This window comes from Acidiluteibacter ferrifornacis, from assembly GCF_009909615.1.
Classification (GTDB): Bacteria; Bacteroidota; Bacteroidia; order Flavobacteriales_E; family Vicingaceae; genus Acidiluteibacter; species Acidiluteibacter ferrifornacis.
This window is the reverse complement of the sequence record NZ_WWNE01000006.1, coordinates 243,738-267,988: the sequence shown is the minus strand read 5'-3', so window position 1 is coordinate 267,988 and position 24,251 is coordinate 243,738. Positions and strand designations below refer to the sequence as shown.

Below are 24,251 nucleotides of genomic sequence, written 5' to 3'. Positions count from 1 at the left end.
AAAGGGAATTACTTTTTCTTCTTAGTTGCTGTAGTTTTTTCTTTATCAGAAGTAGCTTTCTTGGTAGCGGAGGCTTTTTTTGTCGTGGCTTTTTTCTTTGATGCAGGTTTTTCTACTTCTTTATCTTCATCTTCGGAAGAGGGAGTTTTTTCGTTTACTTCAACTTTCAATAAGTTGTTCTTATGCAACAAATTGTACCATTGCATAATCTTTTTAATGTCAGACGCATAAACTCTTTCTTTATCAAAGTTGGGTAATACTTTTTCTAAATGAGCAGATAAATCATTTGCAGATGATTTATGGTTGATGGTTTCTTTTCCATCTTCCATTTCATATATTTTCAGGAAAACCTCTGAAAGTAAAACATCATCTTCGTAAGTATATATACTGATGTCTTCTAAGGCCGAAATCTGTTGGTTAGAATAAACCGGAAATCGCTTATTGTCGATTAATGATTCTGCGATTAGTCCATTTTTTGTCTGTGAAATGACTTTATGTAAGCCAGGTTTTCCCGCAATTGAAATGATTCCTTTTATGTCCATTGTTTTAGTTATGATTTTTGGCAAATATACAGATTTGAACATTTCCACACGAAGTGAATCTTACCTACTACGTCAAGCAACTAATTGCTATTTATTGCGTCATCCAAGTATATATTTTTGTATTTTTAACAATTATTTTATTTATTCAATTACTACCAAATTGATGAAAAGTTTCTACAAAATTGCTTTAGTTTTTGTTTTCGCTATATTCTCTAATTCGTTATATGCATCTCATTATATGGGAGGGGAAATTACTTGGGAATGTAACGGGAGTAACCAATATATTTTTACAGTAAAAATTTATAGGGATTGTAACGGAATTCCTTTGACCGGTAATCAAATACTTAGGGTTAGTAATTATCCCACTTTTGGGGTTGTTACTAGTATCGCAACTATGAGTAACCCCACGATCAAAGATATTAGTGCCACTTGTGGTACAAAGCCATGTAACCCTCCAAATACAGATATTTCAACTGGCAGTAATCCTCAGATTCCTGGAGCTGTAGAAGAGCATGTATTTACAACAAATCCTATTACTCTAAATGGTGTCCCAGGGCCTGATGGCTGGATTTTTACATGGACTGGGAGTACTCGAAATAATGCAATTGACAATTTATCCAATCCTGGAGGTGCGGGTATGACATTGAGGGCAAAAATGTTTGCTTTCAATGGTCAAAATGCGAATACATGTTATGATCAATCTCCCAAGTTTTCAGAAGCACCTGCTTCTATTTTGTGTATTGGAAGCCCTTATACCTATAACCATAATGCAGAAGACCCTGAATTGGATTCACTAGTTTATTCTTGGGCACAACCTTTAAATTCATTAAGTGGAAGGTTTGTTGAAGGTTCGGTTCCTGCAAATGTTGGATTTGTGAATGGTTATTCCTTTAATTCTCCTTTTCCAGGGACTGCTCAAAATCCCAATAATATTCCTGCCTCTTTAAATACGGCAACAGGAGAGATTAGTTATCAGTCGTTTACATCAGGAGAGTTTGTTTCGGTAGTGAGAGTAGAGTCGTATCGTTGTGGAGTTAAAACTGCTGAAATCTATAGAGATATTCAAACGGTTTTATTGGGTTCCTGTCCAGCTAATCGTGCGCCTGTGATAGTGCCTCCATTTCAGTCTACACCTGGTGTTAATGATTCATTTAGAGATACAGTGAAAGCAGGAGCACTTGTTAATTTTAATTTGCAAGCTTTTGATCAATTTGATGCACTTTTAAATCCTACTATTGATTCAGTATACGTATATGCTAGTGGACGTCAGTTTGGTGCTAATTTTACCAACCCCAATGCTGGATGTTCTACACCACCTTGTGCAGTGTTTAGTCAACCAATGCCGGCTAAGGGGTTAGTGGCAGTAGCCAATAGTTTCTCATGGCAAACAACTTGTGATCACATTGCCAATAATGATGGTTGTGTGAGCTCAAGCAATACTTACAATTTTGTGATACGGGCAGTAGATAATTCTTGTCCGGCTCCATCTCAGCGAATTGTTACCATTTCAATAACGGTTTTAGCCGAAGAGGTCATAAAGTCTCCCGATATTCATTGCCTTGATGTTAAGTCTAATGGTGATGTCGAATTGACGTGGAATCAACCCATTGATACCTCCAATTCTTTTAATGCTTGGATGATATTCAGCTCTTTGAATCCAAATGGGCCGTTTACAATTGTAGATAGTATATTTAATTACAATACATTAAATTATACTCACGTTGGTGCAGGAGCAAATAATGCTGCACGATATTATTATATTCGAAGTAGATCTGGTTGTAATGATGCGATTCTTACTCCAGCAAAAGATACATTGTCTACCCTATTTTTAAATACGACTTTAGATGCCGCAAATGGTTGTGCTAATTTAAGTTGGAATCAATTTAATTCTTTAGGATCTTCTGGGAACTATCGTATTTTCAGAAACGGTGTCCAGATTGGAACCACCAATTCTACTACAACGACTTTTTGTAATCCTTTAAATAGTTGTACAGGATCTATAAATTATCGTGTGCAGCGAGATAATTCTTTAGTCGCTTGCCAATCCTCTTCGAATCTGTTTAATTTTAATTATACAGCTCCTGACCCAGTAGCAGACTTCTCGTTTGTTGCAAGCTGTTCCTCTTTGCCAGTTGTGTTTACAGATTTGTCTACGGTAACTTCAGGAGTTATTACTTCATGGTCTTGGAATTTTGGGGATGGCTCTGGAACTTCTACTCAACAAAATCCATCATATACTTATTCTGCTGCAGGTACCTATAATGTCACTCTAACAGTTACTACCAATTTGAATTGTACCAAGACAATTACCAAACAGGTTGCTGTGACCAACTCACCTCCTGTAGACGCCGGAATAAATAAGTCCATTTGTGTAGGAGGTAATGTACAAATAGGAGGAGCACCAACCACTTTAGCAGGTAATTCAGTTTTATGGTCTCCTGCAACAGGTTTAAGTAGTACTACTGCTTTTAACCCTACTGCTAGTCCTGCTGTAACAACAACTTATACGGTTACAGTTTCAGATGCATCTGCTTGTACAAGCGTTGATCAAGTAACTGTGACGGTTTCAAATATCCCAACAGCTAATGCCGGAGCAGATAAAACTATTTGTGCAGGAAGTAATACGGTTATTGGAGGTAGTCCTACTACCAATAGTTCAACCGCAACGATCTCGTGGAGTCCCGCAACAGGATTATCTAGTACAACAGCTGCCAACCCAACGGCCAATCCAACAACAACTACAACTTATACCGTGGTAGTGTCAGATGGTCCAAATTGTACTGCCACCGATCAAGTGGTTGTTACTGTAAACCCTATTCCTACAGCCAATGCGGGAGCAGATAAAACAATTTGCACTGGTGGTTCAGTAGTTATAGGAGGTAGCCCAACAACTACTGCAGGAAACACTGTTACTTGGTCTCCAGCAACTGGTTTAAGCAGCACTTCTGCCTTTAATCCAACTGCTAATCCATCCACCACGACAACCTATACGGTTACCGTAAGGAATTCTAATGGATGTACTTCAACTGATCAAGTAGTTGTTACTGTTAATGCCAATGCTGCTGCAAACGCAGGTGCTGATAAAACAATTTGTGTGGGAGGAAACGTAGCAATTGGAGGAAGCCCAACTGGAAGTCCTGGTTCTAATTATGCTTGGAGTCCTTCAACTGGGTTATCGAGTACATCTGTGGCTAATCCAGTTGCCAGTCCTTCGACTACCACTAACTATACAGTATTGGTTACTGATGTCAATGGATGCACAGGAACGGATCAAGTTCGAGTAACAGTTAATCCATCTGCATTTGCAGACGCAGGTCCGGATAAAATAATTTGTGTTGGAGTAGGTCAACCAATTGGAGGTTCTCCAACAGGAAATATTGGTTCTACTTATTTATGGAGTCCATCTACAGGTTTATCGAGTGCTACAGCTTCAAACCCTACTGCCAACCCTGCAAGCACGACTATATATACAGTATTGGTTACAGACGCGAATGGTTGTACAGGAACTGATCAAGTTACTGTTTCTATTGGAGCGATTCCAACTGTTGATGCAGGTGCTGATAAAACGATTTGTATTGGAAGTTCTACGACAATAGGTGGAAGCCCTACAGGTGCTGCAGGATCTACTTTTAGCTGGAGTCCTGCGACAGGTTTGTCTAGTGTATCTGTTGCTAACCCAATAGCAAACCCAACAACAACCAGAATTTATACAGTGGTCGTTACTGACGCTGCAGGTTGTACCGCATCAGATCAAGTTGTGGTAAATGTAAATCCGTCTCCAGTGATAAGTGCTGGAACAGACAAATCAATTTGCCCAGGAGGAAGTATTGCTATAGGTGGCAGCCCTACCAGTGCTACAGGAGTTTCTTTTTCTTGGTCCCCTGCTGGAACCTTATCTAATAGCAACGTTTCAAATCCAATCGCATCACCTATAGTGAATACGATTTATACGGTTACAGTAACTGATGCAAATGGTTGTACCGCTACTGACGATGTTGAAGTGACAATTAATTCAGTGCCAACTGCGGATGCAGGTGCAGACAAAATAATTTGTGATGGAAAATCAACAACAATAGGAGGAAGTCCCACTGGGCCTGCAGGGGCTTCTTATGCATGGAGTCCTGCAACTGGTTTGTCTAGTACTTCTGTTTCTAATCCAACTGCTAACCCAACTGTTACCACTGATTATACAGTTACAGTAACAAGTGGTGTTGGTTGCTCCTCAACGGATATTGTTAGAGTAACCGTAAATCCTAATCCAACAGTTGATGCTGGTGTGGATCAAGTTATCTGTAATGGAAGTTCCGTTGTCATTGGTGGTTCACCTACTAGTGCAACTGCAATCACCTTTTCTTGGACACCAATAACTGGATTAAATAATGCTTCAATATCTAACCCAGTAGCAAGTCCAACCACAAGAACAACCTACACTGTCCTTGTGACTGATGCCAATGGCTGTACTTCAACGGATCAAGTGGTTGTTGATATTAATGCAAGTCCTGTAGTAAGCGCTGGAGCAGATCAGTCAATTTGTCCTGGCGGGAGTATTGCAATAGGAGGAAGTCCAACTGGACCAATAGGGTCAACTTATACATGGTCGCCAAGTGCTTCATTGTCGAATAGTACTGTTTCTAATCCAATAGCTTCTCCTTTGGTAAATACTATCTATACAGTGACTGTAACGGATGCTAACGGTTGTACTGCAACTGACGATGTTGAAGTGACAATAAATGCGTTGCCGAGTGCAGATGCTGGAACAGATAAAGTAATATGTAATGGAAATACAACAACTATCGGCGGAAGTCCAACAGGCCCATCAGGAGCAACTTATGCATGGAGTCCAACTACGGGATTATCTAGTGCTATTGTTTCTAATCCAATTGCTAATCCAACTATAACAACCGACTATACTGTGACGGTTACAAGTGGTGTAGGATGTACATCTACTGATGTGGTGCGTGTAACAGTTAACCCCAATCCGACGGTTGACGCCGGTGCTGACCAAACAGTTTGCGTAGGATTTTCCACCCCAATTGGTGGATCTCCTACAAGCCCAACAGCGACTTCTTTTTCATGGACTCCTGCAACGACCTTAAGCAATGCAACATCGTCAAATCCTGTAGCAACTCCATTGGTTACTACGACTTATACTGTTGTCGTAACAGATGTCAATGGTTGTACTGCTACTGATCAAGTTACAGTTAATGTAAATCAGAGTCCTACCGTAAGTGCTGGGCCGGATCAAGCAATATGCCCTGGTGGAAGTATAGCAATTGGTGGTAGTCCAACAGGACCTGCTGGTTCGAGTTATTCTTGGTCACCTTCGGGAACATTATCAAGTTCAACAGTTTCAAATCCAATTGCATCTCCTGTTGTTAATACAATTTATACGGTAACGGTTACTGATGTGAATGGATGTACTGCAACTGACGATGTAGAAGTTACTATCAACCCACTACCAAATGCAGATGCAGGAGTTGATCAAACCATTTGCAATGGAAAATCGACTACCATTGGAGGAAGCCCTACAGGACCAATTGGAGCAACATATTCTTGGAGCCCATCTACTGGATTATCTAGTACGATAGTTTCTAATCCAACTGCTAATCCAACAGTAACTACTGATTATACAGTTACTGTTACAAGCGGAGCAGGTTGTACATCAACAGATGTAGTAAGGGTCAATGTTAACCCAAATCCTATTGTAGACGCAGGTAGCGACCAAACAATTTGTGCTGGTTTTTCTGCTACAATTGGTGGTTCGCCAACAAGTGCAACAGCGACTTCTTTCGCTTGGACTCCAGCAGCGACATTGAATAATCCATCACTATCCAACCCAACAGCATCACCTTTAACGACCACAATATATACGGTAATTGCAACAGATGGAAATGGCTGTACAGCAACGGATCAAGTGACAGTTCTTGTGAATCAAAGTCCAACGGTAAGTGCAGGAGCAGATCGAGCGATCTGTATTGGAGGTAGCGCTGCAATAGGTGGAAACCCTACAGGTCCTGCAGGATCAAGTTATGTATGGTCACCATCTGCCACATTATCAAGTTCTACGGTTTCTAATCCAATCGCAACGCCAACAACTACTACCGTATACACTGTTACAGTTACTGATGCCAACGGCTGTGTATCTACTGATGATATTGAAATTACGGTGAATCCACTTCCAATAGTAGATGCAGGTAGTGATCAAATAATTTGCTTAGGAGAATCGGCACCTATAGGCGGTTCACCAACTGGTCCTGCTGGTTCTACCTATTTGTGGAGCCCTACAACTGGGTTAACCAATTTTGTGGCATCAAATCCTTCAGCAAGTCCGAGTGTGACTACTACCTATAGTGTTTTGGTTACTGATGTGAATGGTTGTACCGCTTCAGATCAAGTGACAGTTACTGTTAATCCATTGCCAACTGTTAGTGCAGGACCTGATGTGTTTGTTTGTTTAAATGATACAGTTACCATAGGAGGAGCTCCTACAAGTCCTACTGGAGTATCCTATGCTTGGAGCCCAGCATCCTCATTAATTAACCCTGCAGTGGCCAATCCACGCGCCTTTCCTATAGTTCCAACGGTTTATACAGTTACAGTTACAGATGCGAATGGCTGCACAGCTACAGATGATGTATTGGTTTCTATCAACCCTTTACCAACGATTGATGCTGGTGATTCGGCTTATGTGTGTCCTGGTTTTTCAACTCAATTACAAGCGACTGGTGGGTTAACCTATACATGGGATCCACATCCAACTTTAAGTAATTTAAATATTTCAAATCCTTTGGCAACACCAACGGCGTCTACCACTTATTATGTGACTGGCTTTGATGCTAATGGATGTAGAAGTCGTGATTCAGTATTCGTATTGTATTCTCCTGCAGTTCCTACCGAGGCCGGTGCTGATCAAACTATATGTTTAAATGATAGTGTAACCCTTGGAGGTATGCCTACTTCTCCTTTGAATACTACCTACTCTTGGACACCAGCCGCTGGATTAAGCAATCCAAATGTTGCAAATCCTAAAGCCTCACCTGCTACGACGACCAAATATTATGTAATGACTACAAATGATACTTGTGTTGGTCTAGATTCTGTGATTGTGACAGTTAATCCAATTATTACGGCAGCCTTTTCTGCTACAACCAATTGTTTGAATGATACTACTATTTTTACCGATTTGTCTAGTATTACTGGTGGAACCATTACTAATTGGAGTTGGGATTTTGGTGATGCTTCGCCATTGGTGACGGCACAAAATCCAAAGCATTTATACTTAACAGCCGGAACCTTTAATGTTAAATTGGTAGTTACTTCAGATATGGGCTGTAAGGATTCAATTACGAATGTCGTTACTGTTCATCCTAATCCATCAGCTGAAGCAGGTCCTGATTTTACCATTTGTTCTGGAGATACGGTAATTATTGGAGGTTCTCCAACAGGCGCCCCTGCTAACACATTTGCATGGAGTCCGAATACTGGGTTGAGTAATCCTTCAATTCCTAATCCCAATGCCTTTCCAACAGTAACTACCAAGTATTTCGTAACAGTTACTGATGCAAATGGTTGTTTTGGAATAGATTCAATGACAATAACGGTTAATCCTTTACCTGTTGTTGATGCTGGGACTGATGTTACGATTTGTGAGCAAGAAGAAACTCAATTGACTGCAACGGGAGCTTTGAATTATACTTGGACACCTGTTACCGGTTTGTCTAATGCTGCTATTGCTAACCCTATAGCCAATCCGATCATTACGACAAAATATTATGTTACTGGAGTTGATGGAAATGGTTGTGAAAATATCGACTCAGTTACTGTTTTTGTAAATCCAAGACCTGTGGCCTTGTTTGAAGCAGATACAGTTTGTCAAGGAGCAGTGACAACCTTCACAGATCTTTCAACAGTTGCAACTGGTTCTATTGTCGATTGGAATTGGGATTTTGGAGATGGAGTGGGAACTTCTAATAGTGCTTCACCAACTTATACATATGGCAACCATGGAGTATTTAATGTTCAGTTGATAGTTACTTCTGACTTAGCATGTAGTGATACATTTAACTTAAATATTCAGGTGGATACTTTACCGCTGACAGATGCAGGTCCAGACATTACCTACTGTTTTGGAGATACTGCACAAATAAATGCCACTGGTGCATCATCTTATATTTGGACTCCTGCAACCGGATTAAGTAATCCTACAATTGCAAATCCAAAGGTTTTCACTACCACAACAACTACCTACACTGTTGTTGGAATTGGGGCCAATGGTTGTTTTAAATCAGATCGAATTACAGTAACAGTAAATCCTTTACCAGTAATTGATGCAGGAAATGACTTGGCAGTTTGTATTGGAGATACAGTAATTTTAGGAGGAATTCCTTCAGGGCCGGTAGGAGCTAAATATACTTGGACACCTTCTACACAACTGAACTTCGATACTGTTCAGAATCCAATTTGCTCTCCTTTAGTAACCACCATGTATTATTTAGAAGTAGAAGATGGAAATGCATGTGTCGCTATAGATTCAATATTAGTTACCGTTAATCCTCTACCTGTAGTAGATGCCGGAGTTGATACCGTAATGTGTAAGGGAGATATCGTTCAAATGCAAGCTTCTGGAGCTTTAACCTATGCTTGGAGTCCGATTATTGGCTTATCTGACCCATTTATAGCTAACCCAATTGCATTTCCTGATACCACCACGACATATATAGTTATAGGTACTGATATTAATGGCTGTTTTGATAGAGATACTGTTGTTGTGGAAGTGTTTGATGTAACAATTTCAGATATTGAATTATGTGAAACAGAGTCTGTAAGATTAAGTCCTGTACTATCAGGAGATACCACTGGTATTACCTATTTATGGTCTCCTTCTGCGGATTTAAATAATGATACCATTAAAAATCCGATAGCCAATCCTTTAGTAACAACTAAATACTTTCTAGAGGTCAGAAATGCTTTAGGTTGCTACGACATCGACAGTATGATAGTCGAAGTGAAGCCTAAGCCAATTGCAGATTTCGAATTAGACTTCACTCCAGAGTGTGAGGGCTTATTGACAAATATAGAAAACAGAAGTATAAACGGGATAGATTATAAATGGATTGTTAATGGATCTTTAGACACAATTTCAGGATTTGAACCACTATTAGACTTTACTTTTAATAGTGTGAATAGTGTTACACTAATTGCACAGAATCAAAGTTGTTCAGATAGTATCATAAAAGCTGTTAATATCGGAAATGTTGACAACTATCTAGAGCTGGTTCAAACCAATGTGTTCTCTCCAAATGGAGATGGAATTAATGATGTATTTAGAATTAATTACAAAGGGGATTTAGCCAATTGTGTGGAAGTGACTATTTTTAACCGTTGGGGAGAAGTAGTTTACACTTCCAATACTGAAAAAAGTGGATGGGATGGAAGAACCCAAAGCGGTGAGAAAGCAGCTCCGGGGACTTATTTTTATGTCATACAACTACAAGATGCACAGGTGAAAGGAAGTGTATTCTTGACAAGATAAAATACTACAACTTGTAGGAACCGTTTCTATTCACAATCGTGAAAGAAACGGTTTTTTTATAGTTAAAAAATAGATCAAGTGAATTACAAGAAAATAACAAAAACTGATATAGATAATTTAATTGGGGTATGTTCCGCTCATCATTTAGCACAGTCTACTCTATTTGATGTTTATTCTCATGACCACACAGAGGACCTTACTTTTTATCCTGAGTTAGTTCTAATGCCTGAGAATACTAGTGAAGTGTCACAAATTATGGCTTACTGTAATCAACACAATATTGCCGTAACACCAAGAGGAGCAGGTACAGGACTAAGTGGAGGAGCCTTAGCAATTGAAGGAGGGGTTATGTTGTCTACTGAAAAATTGAATCAAATACTTCATATTGATGAAGATAATCTACAAGTGACGACCGAGCCCGGTGTTATAACGGAAGTGCTTCAGAATGCAGTAAAGGAAAGGGGATTGTTTTATCCCCCAGACCCTGCAAGTAAAGGCAGCTGTTTTATCGGAGGCAATATCGCAGAAAATTCTGGAGGACCGAAGGCGGTAAAATATGGTGTAGTTAAAGACTATGTTTTAAACTTAGAATTGGTTTTGCCGAATGGTGAAGTTGTTTGGACTGGCGCAAATGTTTTAAAGAATGCTACAGGGTACAATTTAACTCAGCTAATTATTGGAAGTGAAGGAACATTAGGAGTTGTAACTAAAATAGTATTGAGGTTGATTCCACACCCTAAATTGGACTCCTTAATGCTAGTGCCTTTTAATTCAATTGAAGATGCAGCTAGTGCAGTTTCAGCAATTTTTAAAATGGGAGTTATTCCTTCTGCGATGGAGTTAATGGAGCGAGATGCTATTTTAATGGCTCAAAAGTTCATCAATGATTATAGTTTAGAGCTGGATGATCAAACTCAAGCACACCTACTTATTGAGGTCGATGGGAATGAAGATGCTATTTTAATGAGTGATTTGGAGAAGATTTTTTCTGTTGTAGAGCAATTTGATTGCGGTGAAGTGTTGATAGCAGAAAACGAAGCTCAAAAAAATAATTTATGGCGTTTAAGAAGAGTTGTAGGTGAGGCGGTAAAAAAGCAGTCTATCTATAAAGAAGAAGATACTGTAGTGCCTAGAGCATCATTACCCGAGTTGCTAAAAAAGGTGAAGTTAATCGGTGCGGAATATGGATTCCGTTCTGTCTGTTATGGTCATGCTGGGGATGGAAATTTGCATATTAATATATTGAAAGACTCTCTAAGCGATGAGTTTTGGAATACGACCCTAAATGAGGCTATTAGAAAGTTGTTTTCTGAAGTAAGTCGCTTGGGAGGAACTATTTCAGGTGAACATGGAATAGGGTATGTACAGCGTGATTTTTTGGATATCGTATTTAGTTCAACACAAATAGAATTGATGAAGGGGATTAAAAACGTATTTGACCCAAACGGAATTATGAACCCTAAGAAAATTTGGAAGTAAAAAGGGAATGAATTTAATTCATTCCCTTAGAGGTTTATTTTGTTAATATGATTTTTTTAGTGAGAACACCTTTTGATGTTGGAATAGATATAAAATAGATTCCATTTTCTAAATCGGATAGATCCAACTCTTGCTGATCATTTGTAATTTGTATTTCTTTAATCAGTGAACCTGTAATCGACCGCAAAGAAATGATAGTATTTATACTTTTTGGATTTAAATTAAGTAAAATGTTTCCGCTTGAAGGATTGGGATAAAATGTAAAACTGACACTAGGTATTGGTTCATCAACCGTTGTTGAAATACAGGGATTTACAGTGATGTTAAAAATAGAAGTAGTTACTCCACAATTTTGATCATTCAGTTGAATTTTTGGATGGTAGACTCCTGGAGTAATACTACTATTTAAGATCCATTTAAAGTTTATAGTTCTCCCCACAGTAGTTAATTTAGAGAAAGGCAGTGTGGTTAGCAACTTAACAAGTACATTTTGATTAGTGTCAAGATCTGTAATACTAGCAAAAAAACTAACAGTATCACCAATGCAAGCTGATATTGAATAGTTAGTAGTATTGTTAATTCCACTTAGACTGGGATTGTGATTGGTAGCCACATTGTCGATGACATCAATAGCCCATTCTCGTTGACTTGTTCCTGCTAAATTTCCATTTTTATACTCGGAAACAAGCACATTTATGAGGTATGTACCTATAGCAGTCGGTGTGACAGTTAAAACTCCTGTGGAGGGATTTAGGATAGAGGTTCCATTAGGGCCAAATGGATCATTAAATGTATATCCTGACGCATAGGTTCCTGAAGCATCTGCAAGAGTATAAACTAAGGAATCTCCATTAATATCAGAAGCTGATAAATCAATGTCTGTAGTACTGTTTTTTTGAGCAAATTTTATGACCGAAGTATTGAATTCAGCAGAGGTGTTCTGTCGGCTAAAATATAAAATTTCCGCTTTAACTTCCTCTATAGGAGAAGGGCTCTGCAAGTTATTGTATACAGGCATACAACAAGGAGCATCAAGTGTCAGTTCTACTCCATTACAATTAAGTCCTGCAAAAGTGAATTGAGTTTTATATTCTATTATAACATGCGGATCAATTAAAGAGCAGGCAATATTAGATGCATAATTAGTGTCGTACTGAAGTTGTAAACTACCCATTGTACAGTTATTCCTATAGTTTACTGTTAAATTTGGACGAATGATAGGATTACTAATATATTCGATAAATGACGTTACTCGTATTTCATAGGTGTTACCTGAGATATGTTTATATGAAATTTCTGCACCTACAAAATCGGACGCTTTAACTTGCAAGAGTGGCAGGAAAGGAAACAGAATGCACAATACTATTTTTTTCATGGTTTCAGGGATGTTTTGGTTAGTTAATCAATGACGCAATGGGAGAACGATAGTTGCTTTAGATTATAAATCAATAGAAATAAAAAAGCAGCAAGTGAAATACTTACTGCTTTTTTGTAGTGCCCCGAACGGGACTCGAACCTGCACATCCATAAGGATACATGGCCCTCAACCATGCCTGTCTACCAATTTCAGCACCGGGGCAATTTTGTTTAAAGTTAACCGATTTTGCGTAAATCAAAAAAAGGACAGATAAAATTATCCGTCCTTTTTTTGTGACTTGTCTGGGGTTCGAACCCAGGACCCCATCCTTAAAAGGGATGTGCTCTACCAGCTGAGCTAACAAGTCCTGCTTTGTTAAGCGGTTGCAAATATAAAACGATTATTCAAATTGACAAAGAAGAATGGCATCATTTTTTGCTTTTTTTTTAATGCTTTTTCAAGTTGCTTTTAGTTAGTTGTTTACGTAATCACTTTTGTGCGTTCAAATGGCTTTTCTCGGTCGAAAAGGTAACGATAGGTACAAAGTGTCCTCAATTTTTCAGCTCCTAAATTCTCAATGACGTGGATCATCTTAGGATTGAAGTCACCAATCCACGTAATCACGACATCCTTGTATTTATTTTTAATAGCAACTTGTTTTTTTATACTGTTAAACAATGCTCCCTCTAATCCTTTGCCTTGATGAGCTGGATCAATTCCAAAAGCTAATCCGAAAAAAGTGTCCATTACTCCTAATTTTTGATAAACCACAAATTTTAATTTGCCCCACCAATTAAAGTTGTCTCCAATTCGTTTGAAAATTTGATTGATTTCAGGTAGAGCAATGAAAAATCCAACCGGAACATCGTTGTAATATGCAAAATGGATTAGATCTTCATCAAGGATTGGTTTGATTGTTTTCATTATTGTCATGGCCTGTTTGTGCTCCATCGACTTAAAAGCTTCATGTTTGACCCATGCTCGATTGTAAATAATCCTAAAATCTTCAGCATACTTATATAAATCAGATTTGTCTATTGTTTTAAAGGTATAAGCTGGATTTTTTGCAATTCGATTGGCTTTATCTATCAATACTTCAGCTAACTCATCAGTTGTATTTCTAGAGTAGATGTATTGTTCATAGTAAACCTTGAATCCATAATTTTCAAAGAACGGGACATAATACTCGGGATTGTAGTTTTGACAATAATAAGGAGGAGCAGTAAAGTTTTGTGTTACTAATCCCCAGTATTTGTCTTTTTCACCAAAATTGATTGGTCCGTCCATGGCCTCCATCCCTCTATCTTCTAACCATTTTTTTGCGGTGTCAAACATACAGAACGCCGCCTCTTGATTATTTATACATTCAAAAAAGCCAATTCCTCCTGTCGGTTGCTTAAATCCTTTCGATGTTTTTTGATTGATAAAAGCTGCAATTCTACCGATGGTTTTATTTTCGTTGTCCTTTAAAATCCATCGAATAGCTTCTCCATGTCGAAAGTATTTATTGGTCTTTTTATCAAATACTTTCTCAATATCCTGACGTAAATGAGGTATCCAATTAGGATCGTTTTTATACAGTCGATTCGGAAAATCTAAAAACTCTTTTATATTTTTTTTGTCGTTAACTTCAAGAATATTCATTGGAAGTGTACATTTACGTAATTATTTCTTACAGCAAAGAAATACACTTTATCTTTATTTTCAAATAAAGTAGCACTATGAAAGATAAGGTCGTCATAGTTACGGGCGCAACTTCTGGGATTGGCAAAGCAACTGCAGAGCACTTTGGGCTGAATGGTAGCAAGGTAGCTATTGTTGCACGAAATGCAGATAATGTTGAATCCACTCTAAAAACTTTTCTATCCAAAGGGATCAACTGTGTTGGAATTGTTGCAGATGTAGGCCTAAAGTCGGATTGTGAAAGAATCGTTAATGAAACTGTTGCAGCTTATGGTACCGTAGATGTTTTAGTAAATAATGCGGGTATTTCTATGAGAGCATTATTTATAGATGCTGATATAAGTGTAATCGAGCGGCTTATGCAAGTTAATTTTTGGGGAACTGTATATACAACTAAATATGCCCTTCCTTATATTTTAAAAAATAAAGGATCAATAGTTGGAGTTTCATCTGTTGGTGGGTTGATTGGATTGCCAGCACGAACAGGATATTCAGCTTCAAAATATGCTATGCAAGGATTTTTAAATTCATTAAGAACAGAAAACAAGAAAACAGGCCTACATGTGATGGTGGCTTGCCCTGGTTTTACATCTTCTAATATTCGCAATACAGCACTTACCGCTGATGGTTCACCTCAGGGAAAATCTCCTCGTGAAGAGGGTAAAATGATGAGTGCAGAGAAGGTGGCAGATTATATTTATAAAGGAGTCGTCAAAAGAAAGCGGACGGTGACAATGACTTTAGATGGTTTGCTAGTGCGTGGATTGAGTCGAATATTTCCCAAATTATTTGAGCGGGCTGTGTACAATACCATGGCAAAGGAACCTGATTCTCCTTTTGAAAAATTAGACTAAATGAGGTTATTCCTTCTTGGATTTATGGGGTGTGGCAAAACGAAATTGGGTAAGAAAATAGCACACCATTTAGAAATTCCATTTATTGATTTAGATCAACATATAGAAGATCAGAGCAACCAATCAATTTCACAATTATTTAAGGAAATTGGGGAAGATAGGTTCAGGATTTTAGAAAAGCAGGCATTACTTGAGGTAATTAATCGGAATTCAGACTTTGTTTTATCAGTTGGAGGAGGTACACCGTGCTTCTTTAGTAATATGGATTTGATGAATAAATCTGGAACAACAATCTACCTAAAACTACCGTCTGATGTTTTATACGGCCGATTGAGAGCTGCTAAAGGAAATCGGCCATTAATAGCAGATTTATCGGATGATGAACTAAAGAATTTTGTTACAAAAAAACTGAACGAACGCGAGAAGTATTACAGCCTCGCACAAGTAATTGATAATTCACCTAATAAATCTCCTAAAAGTATAATCTCACTTATTTAAGATGCACAGTATGTGTTCCTGATGGGCTAAAGAATACTTCTACATGATCTTGTAGGGTGGTGGATAAAGAAACCCCAACATAATCTGCGCTGATAGGAAATCGACGATGATTTCTGTTGACTAACACTGCAGTTGAAAGCTTTTTAATTGGACCGTTGAGAAAATAATTGACGCCATAAATTAAAGTACGTCCTGAATTTAAAACATCGTCCACTACAATGATTACCTTTTCAGAAAGGTCTTTTTCATTTAGGGATAACTCAATTTTACTATCTATAGGGTTATCTTTTTTTATCTTCAACTCTACTAATTGAATCTTAATTTTTGAAATACTTTTTAGTGTTTCACTCAACAATTCAGCAAATTGAAAACCTTTAGGAGCAATTCCTGCAATGATAATTTCTTTTTCAGTATAGTTGTCTTCAAATATTTGATAGGCAATTCTATTTACCTTTTGAATAATTCTATCGTGATCTAAAATCAGAGTTTTATTTGCTGCCATTTTCTTCGTTTGATTTCAAATTTAAGTCAATTTCTGAAGAATCATAAATAATTCTCTTCCCGCTCGCGGTTTTATACTATTTCTACTATTCTCCAATACTTGGATTTTGAAATAAGGGGTAAAGTAAGATAAATACTCCTTTTTGGTGCCTCCGAATGGAGGGCTGTCATCTCCAAAGTCTTCGCTCCAGAGTAAACCAATTAATTTTCCACCTGAAACTAAAAGGTCATTAGTTTTTTCAGCATATTTTTCTCGTAGTGTTCTGTCAATCGCGCAAAAAAAGGTTTGTTCTATAATCAAATCATATTCACCAATATGATCAAAATAGTTTCCTTCAATTAGGAATTTGTCAGGTATAGATGGATTATTTTTTTTGAAATTAGAAAGTGCCGTTGGAGAAAGATCTATCAGGTATGAATTGTGAAAGCCCTTTTGATGCAGATAGGCTAACTCATATGCATTGCCGCCACCAGGAATTAAAATTTTTAAATCCTTCTTTTCAATTTGGTCAATGTAGGCTTTCAAAGCAGGACTTACTTCTCCTAAATCCCATCCAGTTTGACCTTCTTTGTAACGATTGTCCCAATAGTTCTTGTCTAGTTCAGCTTTCATTTTCTTTCCAGTAAAACTACATTTTCGATGTGATGGGTATGGGGGAACATGTCAACAGCTTGCACTTTAATGACCTTATAATTTGCGTCTAATGCTTGTAAATCTCTGGCTTGTGTAGCAGGATTACAGCTTACATAAACAATTCGTTCGGCGTTCATTTCCAACATTCTTTCGATAACTGCAGGATGCATTCCTGCTCTAGGTGGATCGGTTATTATCACATCAGCTTTACCATTTTCTTCAACAAAATCTGCAGTCAACACATCTTTCATATCACCAGCAAAAAAGGAAGTGTTTTGTATTCCGTTTAATTCTGAATTGTGTTTTGCATCTTCAATAGCTTCCGGAACATATTCTACACCAACTACTTTTTTTGCTGATTTGGCGATGTAATTAGCGATGGTTCCTGTACCAGTATATAAGTCGTAAACCGTTTGATTGGGTTGGATGTTAGCGAACTTCGCAGTGATTTGATATAAGTTCTCTGCTTGTTCTGAATTGGTTTGGTAAAACGATTTTGGACCTACTTTAAATTGAATCTTTTTTGTTGGATCTTGGAAGTCAGTCATAGCTTCCAACATATGATCGTTTCCTTTGAAAGTAATGACTTCTTGATCACCAATCGTGTCATTAGCCTTACCATTGATAACATACAATAGACTTGTAATCTGAGGAAATTTGTCAGCCAAATGTTGTAATAGTCCAATTCGTTTATCTTTTTCCTCTTGATAAAAAACGACGATGACCATTAATTCTCCGGTGGATGCTGTACGTATGATTAAATTTCGGAGCAGACCATGTTGATCACGAATATCAAAGAAAGATAGGTTGTTAGCTTTTGCATAAGCTCTTACTGCTAATCGAATCTGATTCGATGGGTCTGCTTGTAAATAACAATGATTAATATCTAATACTTTGTCAAACCGCCCTGGGACATGAAACCCTAATCCATCTTGGTCTAAGTCATCCTCCTTTGCAATTTCTTCATCCGTAAACCATCGCTTATTTGAAAATGTATATTCTAATTTATTTCGATAGTAAGTGGTTTTTGGAGCGCCTAATATAGGCTCAAAGTCAGGTAATTCAATTTTAGCTAGACGTTCTAGGTTGTCTTTTACTTGTTTTGCTTTGTAACCCAACTGGTCTTCGTATGAAAGAAATTGCCATTTACATCCACCACAAACGCCAAAATGTTCGCAAAATGGCTCAACCCTTTTGTCAGAATACTTATGAAATTTTATGGCCTTTCCTTCTACGTAGTTTCGCTTCTTTTTATAAACCTGGATGTCTACCACATCGCCTGGAACGGCGTTGTTTAAGAATATAACCAAATCATCAACTTTTGCGAGTGTTTTGCCTTCAGCAACGGCATCCAATACGGTTACATTTTCCATGATTGGTATGCGCTTTCTAATTCGTCTTCCCATGGTGTAAAATTAGTTTTTTAAGAGGGCTTTTAATAATCAGATATGAAATCTCAAATAAAAAAGATTCTTGCTATAGCCAACTTCTTACCTGGATCTATTCAGTTCATTTAATCGATTCACTACTTCAGGTATTCCTGGGCGTATTTTTTGAATGGTATTTAAGGTCATTATCTCATTTGTAGTATCACCAATCTGGCTATATGAAATTGCTATATTATAGTAGGTCTCTACATTATTCGGGTTAATTTGCAATGCTTTTTTATAATTTTCGATAGCTGCTAAAGGTTGACCTAAAAAGCCTTCTGCCGTACCTATATAATTGTAAGCATTCTCATTATTGGGATCCATTTCTAGTACTTTTCTAAAATAAGTTTTGGCAGAGTGAAAGTCTCCAAGAGCGCCCGAAATGGTTCCCATCATACTAAAGGCATCAACAGTTGGGGTGTTATTGGTAAAGATAATTAAGTTATTTAGAGCTTCTTCTCCTTTTTCTAATTCAAGCTGAACTGTTGCTAAGTTGAAGTATGCCTTATTATAACTAGGATCTTTTTTTAAAAGTAGAAGAAACACTTTCTCAGATAACTCAAACTGGCCGTTATACTTATAGGCTAGTGCTAGATTATTATAAGCATCCCAATATTGAGGGTATATTTCTACTGCGTTTTGTAGGTATTTTGTACTTTGGGAATAAAGGTGTTGTTTAGTCGTTTTATCTTTTACTTCATTTGCTTGCTGAGTTAACACGCTTCCATAATTATAATTGATTCTGGCACTTTTGATACCGTTTTGGATGTCTGCAGCGTATAGCGTAGAATTATTTTTCCAATCACTATTTCGAGCTATGGTTTTAGCGCTTAATAGAGCGAGAACTGGTATAAACAATAAAAAAGATAGATACTTCTTAAATTGAAAGAGTTGTTGCAGGAGAATAGCGATAATGACACAAAAAGCGATTGAGGGAACAAATAAAAAGCGTTCAGCAAATAACGCTCCTATGGTAATAAATAGTTGAGATACAACAGCTATGCTCAATAAATAAAAGATAACCAATGTGGCAATTTTATTTTTCTTAAAAAACCCAATTATTCCAAAAACGACCAAGAAGACAAAGAAAAGTAAACCGATGACTCCTTGCCATGAACTGAGTGATACGACAGGTATAAGATTGTAGGAATAATCGTGTAAAAGTACATTTGGAAAAACTAGTTTTTGTAAATACAGGATCTGAAGGTAAAATGCGGTGCCATACCTTTCTGATAAGCTTTGAGTATGGGCAGCTGCATTATTTAGTAAGTCAGATAACCCTTCGCTGACAGGGTTTGGCATTGAGCTTATAATGTGAGAATGCCATCCATAAAAAGCTGCTGAAAGGGCTAGCATTATGCCGGCTGGCAGCATCAATTGTTTGATACTAATGTCTTTTTTTAGCCATAAAAAAGTAGGAATTGCTGCGAAATAGGTAATGGCAGACTCTTTTGAGAACAATGCTAAAATATAAAGTGTTATTGCTCCAAATAAGTAGGTGTTTTTTTTGAGATCTAAATAGTTTAACCATTGGTTCGTACTCCAAAGTAAGAAAAGTGAGGCAAATAATTCATCTCTACTTTTAATGTTAGCCACCACTTCTGTGTGTATTGGGTGTGCTGCGAAAAGTAGGGTGGCAAATAAAGCTATGTATTGACCATTTGTGCCAAATAATCTGCGAAGTAGACGGAAGAGAAGAAAAACTACAAATCCAAAAATTATAATATTGATGAAGTGACTGATGTATGGATTATCTTTAAAAAATTCAAATTCTAAAGCAAAGGTCATTGGAGCAATTGGGCGATAGAGTCCATCATTAAATTGCTGTACACCATGAAGCAAATTGGTCGTGAAGATCTCATCAATACCATTTAATCCTTGTGTTACATAATCGTGGTCAAGAATTACCGCAAAATCATCTAGTGCATATTCGTTTTTCAGAGTATTTGAATAAAGAAGTATGCCAAAAATAAAAGGTAACCATTGGAGGTGTTTATTCTGGATAAGTTTTTCTAACATGGTGTCTATCTAAAATATTCCGTTCAAATATAGATATATTTGTACTTCAATTTTTGTAGAATTAAAGCAGACGAGAGATGAGTATTACAGTAGAGAAAATTAGCGCTTCTGAGCAAGCGATAGCAATGGAGGACAAATATGGTGCACACAACTATCACCCACTTCCTGTGGTATTGGCAAAAGGAGAAGGTGTTCATGTTTGGGACGTAGAAGGAAAGAAGTATTATGACTTTTTATCTGCTTATTCAGCCGTTAATCAAGGACATTGCCATCCAAAAATTCTGAGTGCATTAGTGGAGCAAGCGAATACTTTAACATTAACATCTCGTGCATTTTACAACGATGTGTTAGGTCCTTTTGAAAAATACATAACTCATTATTTTGATTATGATAAGGTACTCCCCATGAACACTGGAGCAGAGGCAGTTGAAACAGCTATCAAGTTATGCCGAAAATGGGCTTACGAAAAGAAAGGGATTCAAGAAGATGCGGCAAAGATTATCGTAGCGAATGGTAATTTTCATGGTAGAACTACAACCATCGTTTCTTTTTCAAATGATCCAGACGCACGAAAAAACTTTGGGCCATATACTCCAGGGTTTGTTAATGTGCCATACAATGATTTAAATGCTTTAGCTGAAGCCCTAAGACAAGATAATATCGCAGGTTTTTTAGTTGAACCAATACAAGGAGAAGCAGGAGTGTTTGTTCCAGATGATAATTATATGGCTGAAGCTGCAAGATTATGTAAAGAAGCAGGTGTATTGTTGTTAGCCGATGAGGTTCAAACCGGAATTGGTAGAACAGGAAGCCTACTGGCTGTGTGTAAAGGTTGTACTTGTTCTGGAAAAACGTGTGAAAGCAAAGCAGGATTTAAGCCTGATGTATTGATTTTAGGAAAGGCAGTTTCTGGTGGTGTTTTCCCAGTTTCAGCTGTTTTGGCCAATGATGAAGTAATGAATGTTATAAAGCCAGGTCAACATGGTTCCACTTTTGGTGGGAATCCACTAGGCTGTAAGGTTGCAATAGCAGCTCTAGATGTGATTTTAGAAGAAGATTTAACAGCCAAAGCTGGCAAACTAGGTGAGTTATTCAGAAAAGAGATAAATAAATATGTTGAGGAGTCAGATTTAGTGACTTTAGTGAGAGGTAGAGGTCTTCTGAATGCTATCGTAATCAATGATACTGAGGATAGTTCTACTGCATGGGATATATGCGTTGCTCTCAAGGAGAATGGATTGTTAGCAAAACCAACACATGGGAATATTATTCGATTTGCGCCTCCATTAGTAATGACCGAGGCTGAATTGAGAGAATGTATAGATATTATAATTTCTACTTTGAAGCAATTCGAGAAGTAAGCGATTTGATATAAAAATTAAAAGACCGCATGGAATTTCCATGCGGTCTTTTTTATTCCTTTAACTCCACGACATACTCTCGTGGTTCAAAAACACCTTCTTTTACTTTAGATAAATCCATGTCTTTATATAACATTTGAGCTGGTCGGCCATTAAATGAGACCTTGACTTTAGCCTTGACTTCAATATTTCGAAGTCCTTTCTTTTCGGCAGTTTCTCGTATGGCTTTCGCCATTTTTATTCCTGTCTCAGGATGCATACTCAACAGCCGTAATTGGTCGTCATTGAGTCCAAAACTTCTTAAATCTACCGCAATAACTTCCTTTTTATCATAATTCATTACTGCAAATTCTAACTGCTCTGTTTTTCTAGTTTGGATTTTCATACGCCAGGAAAAATACTGGGCTTTTCCTGTCCATTCGGTATTGCCTTCAAAAAGTAAATGGCGCAAGGGAAGTGAAAGTTGTATTATGAAATAGATGGCAAGCCCAATTACAACTTTTTGATCAACTGGAATGGTTGATTTTGAAGAAGCATCTATTGGTTTTATGGATGTAATATATTGACCTATAAATTTTCTAAAAGTATCTGGCTCTATAAACAGTACTAATGCTCCCATCATCATGAATGGAAAGATGTTAATGTCATCAAAGAGCCACGCATTCATAATATTAAATATTAAAGCAGCTATAAGTCCTAATTTACGAGTGGGTCGATAGAAGAGCAGAAAACCAATTAATAAATCAAAGACTAATCCGCCGTAGCTAATAAAATATACCGCTGCATCAGATAGTAAAATGGTATCGAGGGCCGAATTGGCTGCTTTTTGCGCAAGAATGGTTTTTACTGGCTCCATTCTTACTAACCAGTCGGGATTTATTTTGGCAATTCCACCGTAAAAATATACGATCACTAATTGTATTTGGAACAAAAGGATATGCCAATTTGGAATGTGTTTTACTGATCCTTTTTTTACACTTAATGATTCATCTGATGAGGTGATGGCAAAAAAACCGGCCAATAGGCATATTAGGTAGAGGTGATTATTGTAATATGCTTTGTCAATTAACAAGATATAGCTAAATGTAAAAAAGAGGTACCATGCCGCTACTTTCAAGTATTTTCCAATTATTAAAAATAAAGAGGCAGCAAACAAGCCAATCACTAGAAGTGACAATAATCCACTTGGCAGAGGTTTTACAAACTCGGCAAAGTCATAATTAAAATGAACTTGAGGATTTGTAAGGAATACTGTTACAAAATTGATCTTAATAAGGTAAATGGATTCCCATAAGAAGCAGATTCCGAATATAATACGAAAAAAACTTAATGTAATGGGGTCTTTGGACTGGGAAAGTATATTCTTCAACTTTGATGATTTTGAATGTTGAAGATAAAAATAATACTAATTAATTGATGACTTTTTTTGGTAATTCATCAAAACCACTGCCAATAAAATCAAAAGTATACCAATCCATTGAGTGGGAATCACATTTTCATTTAAAATGAAATAGGCCATAATAACCGAAATCGGTAATTCTACAGCTCCTACTATTGTGCCAGCAGCCGTACCTGCAGATGGCATTCCATAAGCAAATAGGATGGGAGGCAATACAGTACCAAATAAGGCCAACGGAATACCATAGGATACCAGAATGTCTGTATTGAATGTTCCTGAAAATGTAAAAAGGCCGTATATAAAAATAATAACAAAGCCTCCACTTAACATCCAAAAACTTCGGTGAAGTGCTGGCATCTTCAATGCAACTTTTCCAGAAGCATACACTGTTATGGTGTAAGATATCGATGCTAAAAAACCAAACAAAAAACCTAATCCATTTAATTCTTCGTAGGTAGAATTAAAAATCTTAGCTGAAAGAGCAGTTCCAATTAATACTACAATCGCAGCAATTATTTTTTGTCTGGATGGAGTTTTCCGTTCTATTAACCACTCTACTATTACTCCCATCCAAGTACTTTGCATTAGCAATACGATTGCGATGGAAACATCGATATTTTTAACACATAAGTAATAAAGGACACTTGTTAGGCCCATTGATGTGCCTGCAATCATCAACTTTCGTTTAGATTGTAGATTGGAACCAACTGGAGAGGAATTGTTTTTAGTCATCAGAAGAATCACTAATAGGGCGATCCAACCAATAGCAAACTGAGAAAACGTTATTTCCAATGTATTAAAACCATTGTTGTAAGCAACTTTAACAATAGTAGCTAAAACTCCATAACTACATGCCCCTAAAAACACTAAAAATACTCCCCAATAAATCGATTTACGCATATTAATTGAATCAAAACAGCCGATAAAGTTACCCTTATCGGCTGGATTGTGCATTAAAATTA

At 37.3% G+C, this 24,251-nt stretch carries 14 protein-coding genes and 2 tRNA genes; 5 read left to right on the top strand and 11 right to left on the bottom strand.

Going from position 1 to position 24,251, the window contains the following annotated elements; genetic code table 11:
- Positions 1-8 precede the first annotated feature (8 nt).
- A complete protein-coding gene (locus GQN54_RS07635; RefSeq protein WP_235933005.1) occupies positions 9-566 on the bottom strand; it encodes a DUF5606 family protein in 558 nt (185 codons plus the stop codon).
- A 139-nt stretch (positions 567-705) separates the two neighbouring features.
- On the opposite strand from GQN54_RS07635, the gene GQN54_RS07630 reads away from it, so the two are divergent.
- Positions 706-10,074, top strand: coding sequence for a PKD domain-containing protein (locus tag GQN54_RS07630; RefSeq protein WP_160632935.1), 9,369 nt, complete (start codon positions 706-708; stop codon positions 10,072-10,074).
- Between the two features lie 78 nt (positions 10,075-10,152).
- The gene (locus GQN54_RS07625; RefSeq protein ID WP_317163957.1) at positions 10,153-11,553 is read left to right on the top strand and encodes an FAD-binding oxidoreductase; all 1,401 of its coding nucleotides are present in this window, start codon (positions 10,153-10,155) and stop codon (positions 11,551-11,553) included.
- A 34-nt stretch (positions 11,554-11,587) separates the two neighbouring features.
- On the opposite strand, the gene GQN54_RS07620 is transcribed toward GQN54_RS07625, so the two are convergent.
- The 4 genes from GQN54_RS07620 to GQN54_RS07605 all read right to left on the bottom strand — a co-directional run bounded on the left by GQN54_RS07620 (position 11,588) and on the right by GQN54_RS07605 (position 14,554).
- Positions 11,588-12,928 (bottom strand): T9SS type A sorting domain-containing protein, encoded by a 1,341-nt coding sequence (locus tag GQN54_RS07620; RefSeq protein WP_160632934.1) that lies wholly within the window; start codon positions 12,926-12,928, stop codon positions 11,588-11,590.
- 120 nt (positions 12,929-13,048) lie between these two features.
- Positions 13,049-13,132, bottom strand: a tRNA-Leu gene (locus tag GQN54_RS07615).
- A gap of 72 nt (positions 13,133-13,204) precedes the next feature.
- Positions 13,205-13,277 (bottom strand) — tRNA-Lys (locus tag GQN54_RS07610).
- A gap of 113 nt (positions 13,278-13,390) precedes the next feature.
- A complete protein-coding gene (locus GQN54_RS07605) occupies positions 13,391-14,554 on the bottom strand; it encodes a GNAT family N-acetyltransferase (RefSeq protein WP_160632933.1) in 1,164 nt (387 codons plus the stop codon).
- 77 nt (positions 14,555-14,631) lie between these two features.
- Here GQN54_RS07605 and GQN54_RS07600 point away from each other — a divergent pair, with 77 nt between their 5' ends.
- Together GQN54_RS07600 and GQN54_RS07595 are read left to right on the top strand one after the other, a co-directional pair.
- The gene (locus GQN54_RS07600; RefSeq protein WP_160632932.1) at positions 14,632-15,447 is read left to right on the top strand and encodes an SDR family oxidoreductase; all 816 of its coding nucleotides are present in this window, start codon (positions 14,632-14,634) and stop codon (positions 15,445-15,447) included.
- A complete protein-coding gene (locus GQN54_RS07595) occupies positions 15,448-15,945 on the top strand; it encodes a shikimate kinase (RefSeq protein WP_160632931.1) in 498 nt (165 codons plus the stop codon).
- On the opposite strand, the gene GQN54_RS07590 is transcribed toward GQN54_RS07595, so the two are convergent.
- From GQN54_RS07590 to GQN54_RS07575, 4 genes are all read right to left on the bottom strand, one after another.
- Positions 15,938-16,447, bottom strand: coding sequence for a phosphoribosyltransferase family protein (locus GQN54_RS07590; RefSeq protein WP_160632930.1), 510 nt, complete (start codon positions 16,445-16,447; stop codon positions 15,938-15,940). The genes GQN54_RS07595 and GQN54_RS07590 overlap by 8 nt on opposite strands.
- A gap of 21 nt (positions 16,448-16,468) precedes the next feature.
- Positions 16,469-17,059 (bottom strand): class I SAM-dependent methyltransferase, encoded by a 591-nt coding sequence (locus GQN54_RS07585; protein ID WP_160632929.1) that lies wholly within the window; start codon positions 17,057-17,059, stop codon positions 16,469-16,471.
- The gene (rlmD, locus tag GQN54_RS07580; protein ID WP_160632928.1) at positions 17,056-18,486 is read right to left on the bottom strand and encodes a 23S rRNA (uracil(1939)-C(5))-methyltransferase RlmD; all 1,431 of its coding nucleotides are present in this window, start codon (positions 18,484-18,486) and stop codon (positions 17,056-17,058) included. Before rlmD ends, GQN54_RS07585 begins: the two co-directional genes overlap by 4 nt.
- An 84-nt stretch (positions 18,487-18,570) precedes the next feature.
- Complete coding sequence (locus GQN54_RS07575; protein WP_160632927.1) at positions 18,571-20,529, bottom strand: tetratricopeptide repeat protein; 1,959 nt, start codon at positions 20,527-20,529, stop codon at positions 18,571-18,573.
- Positions 20,530-20,612: 83 nt separating this feature from the next.
- On the opposite strand from GQN54_RS07575, the gene rocD reads away from it, so the two are divergent.
- Positions 20,613-21,890 carry an ornithine--oxo-acid transaminase gene (rocD, locus tag GQN54_RS07570; protein ID WP_394350980.1) on the top strand — a complete coding sequence of 426 codons (1,278 nt, stop codon included), beginning with the start codon at positions 20,613-20,615 and terminating at the stop codon, positions 21,888-21,890.
- Between the two features lie 52 nt (positions 21,891-21,942).
- Here rocD and GQN54_RS07565 read toward each other — a convergent pair whose 3' ends face one another.
- Entirely contained in the window at positions 21,943-23,259 is a 1,317-nt protein-coding gene (locus tag GQN54_RS07565) for an HTTM domain-containing protein (protein ID WP_160632925.1), read from the bottom strand.
- A gap of 36 nt (positions 23,260-23,295) precedes the next feature.
- Positions 23,296-24,243, bottom strand: a complete 948-nt coding sequence (locus GQN54_RS07560; protein WP_235933004.1) for an EamA family transporter — start codon at positions 24,241-24,243, stop codon at positions 23,296-23,298.
- Between the last annotated feature and the right edge of the window lie 8 nt (positions 24,244-24,251).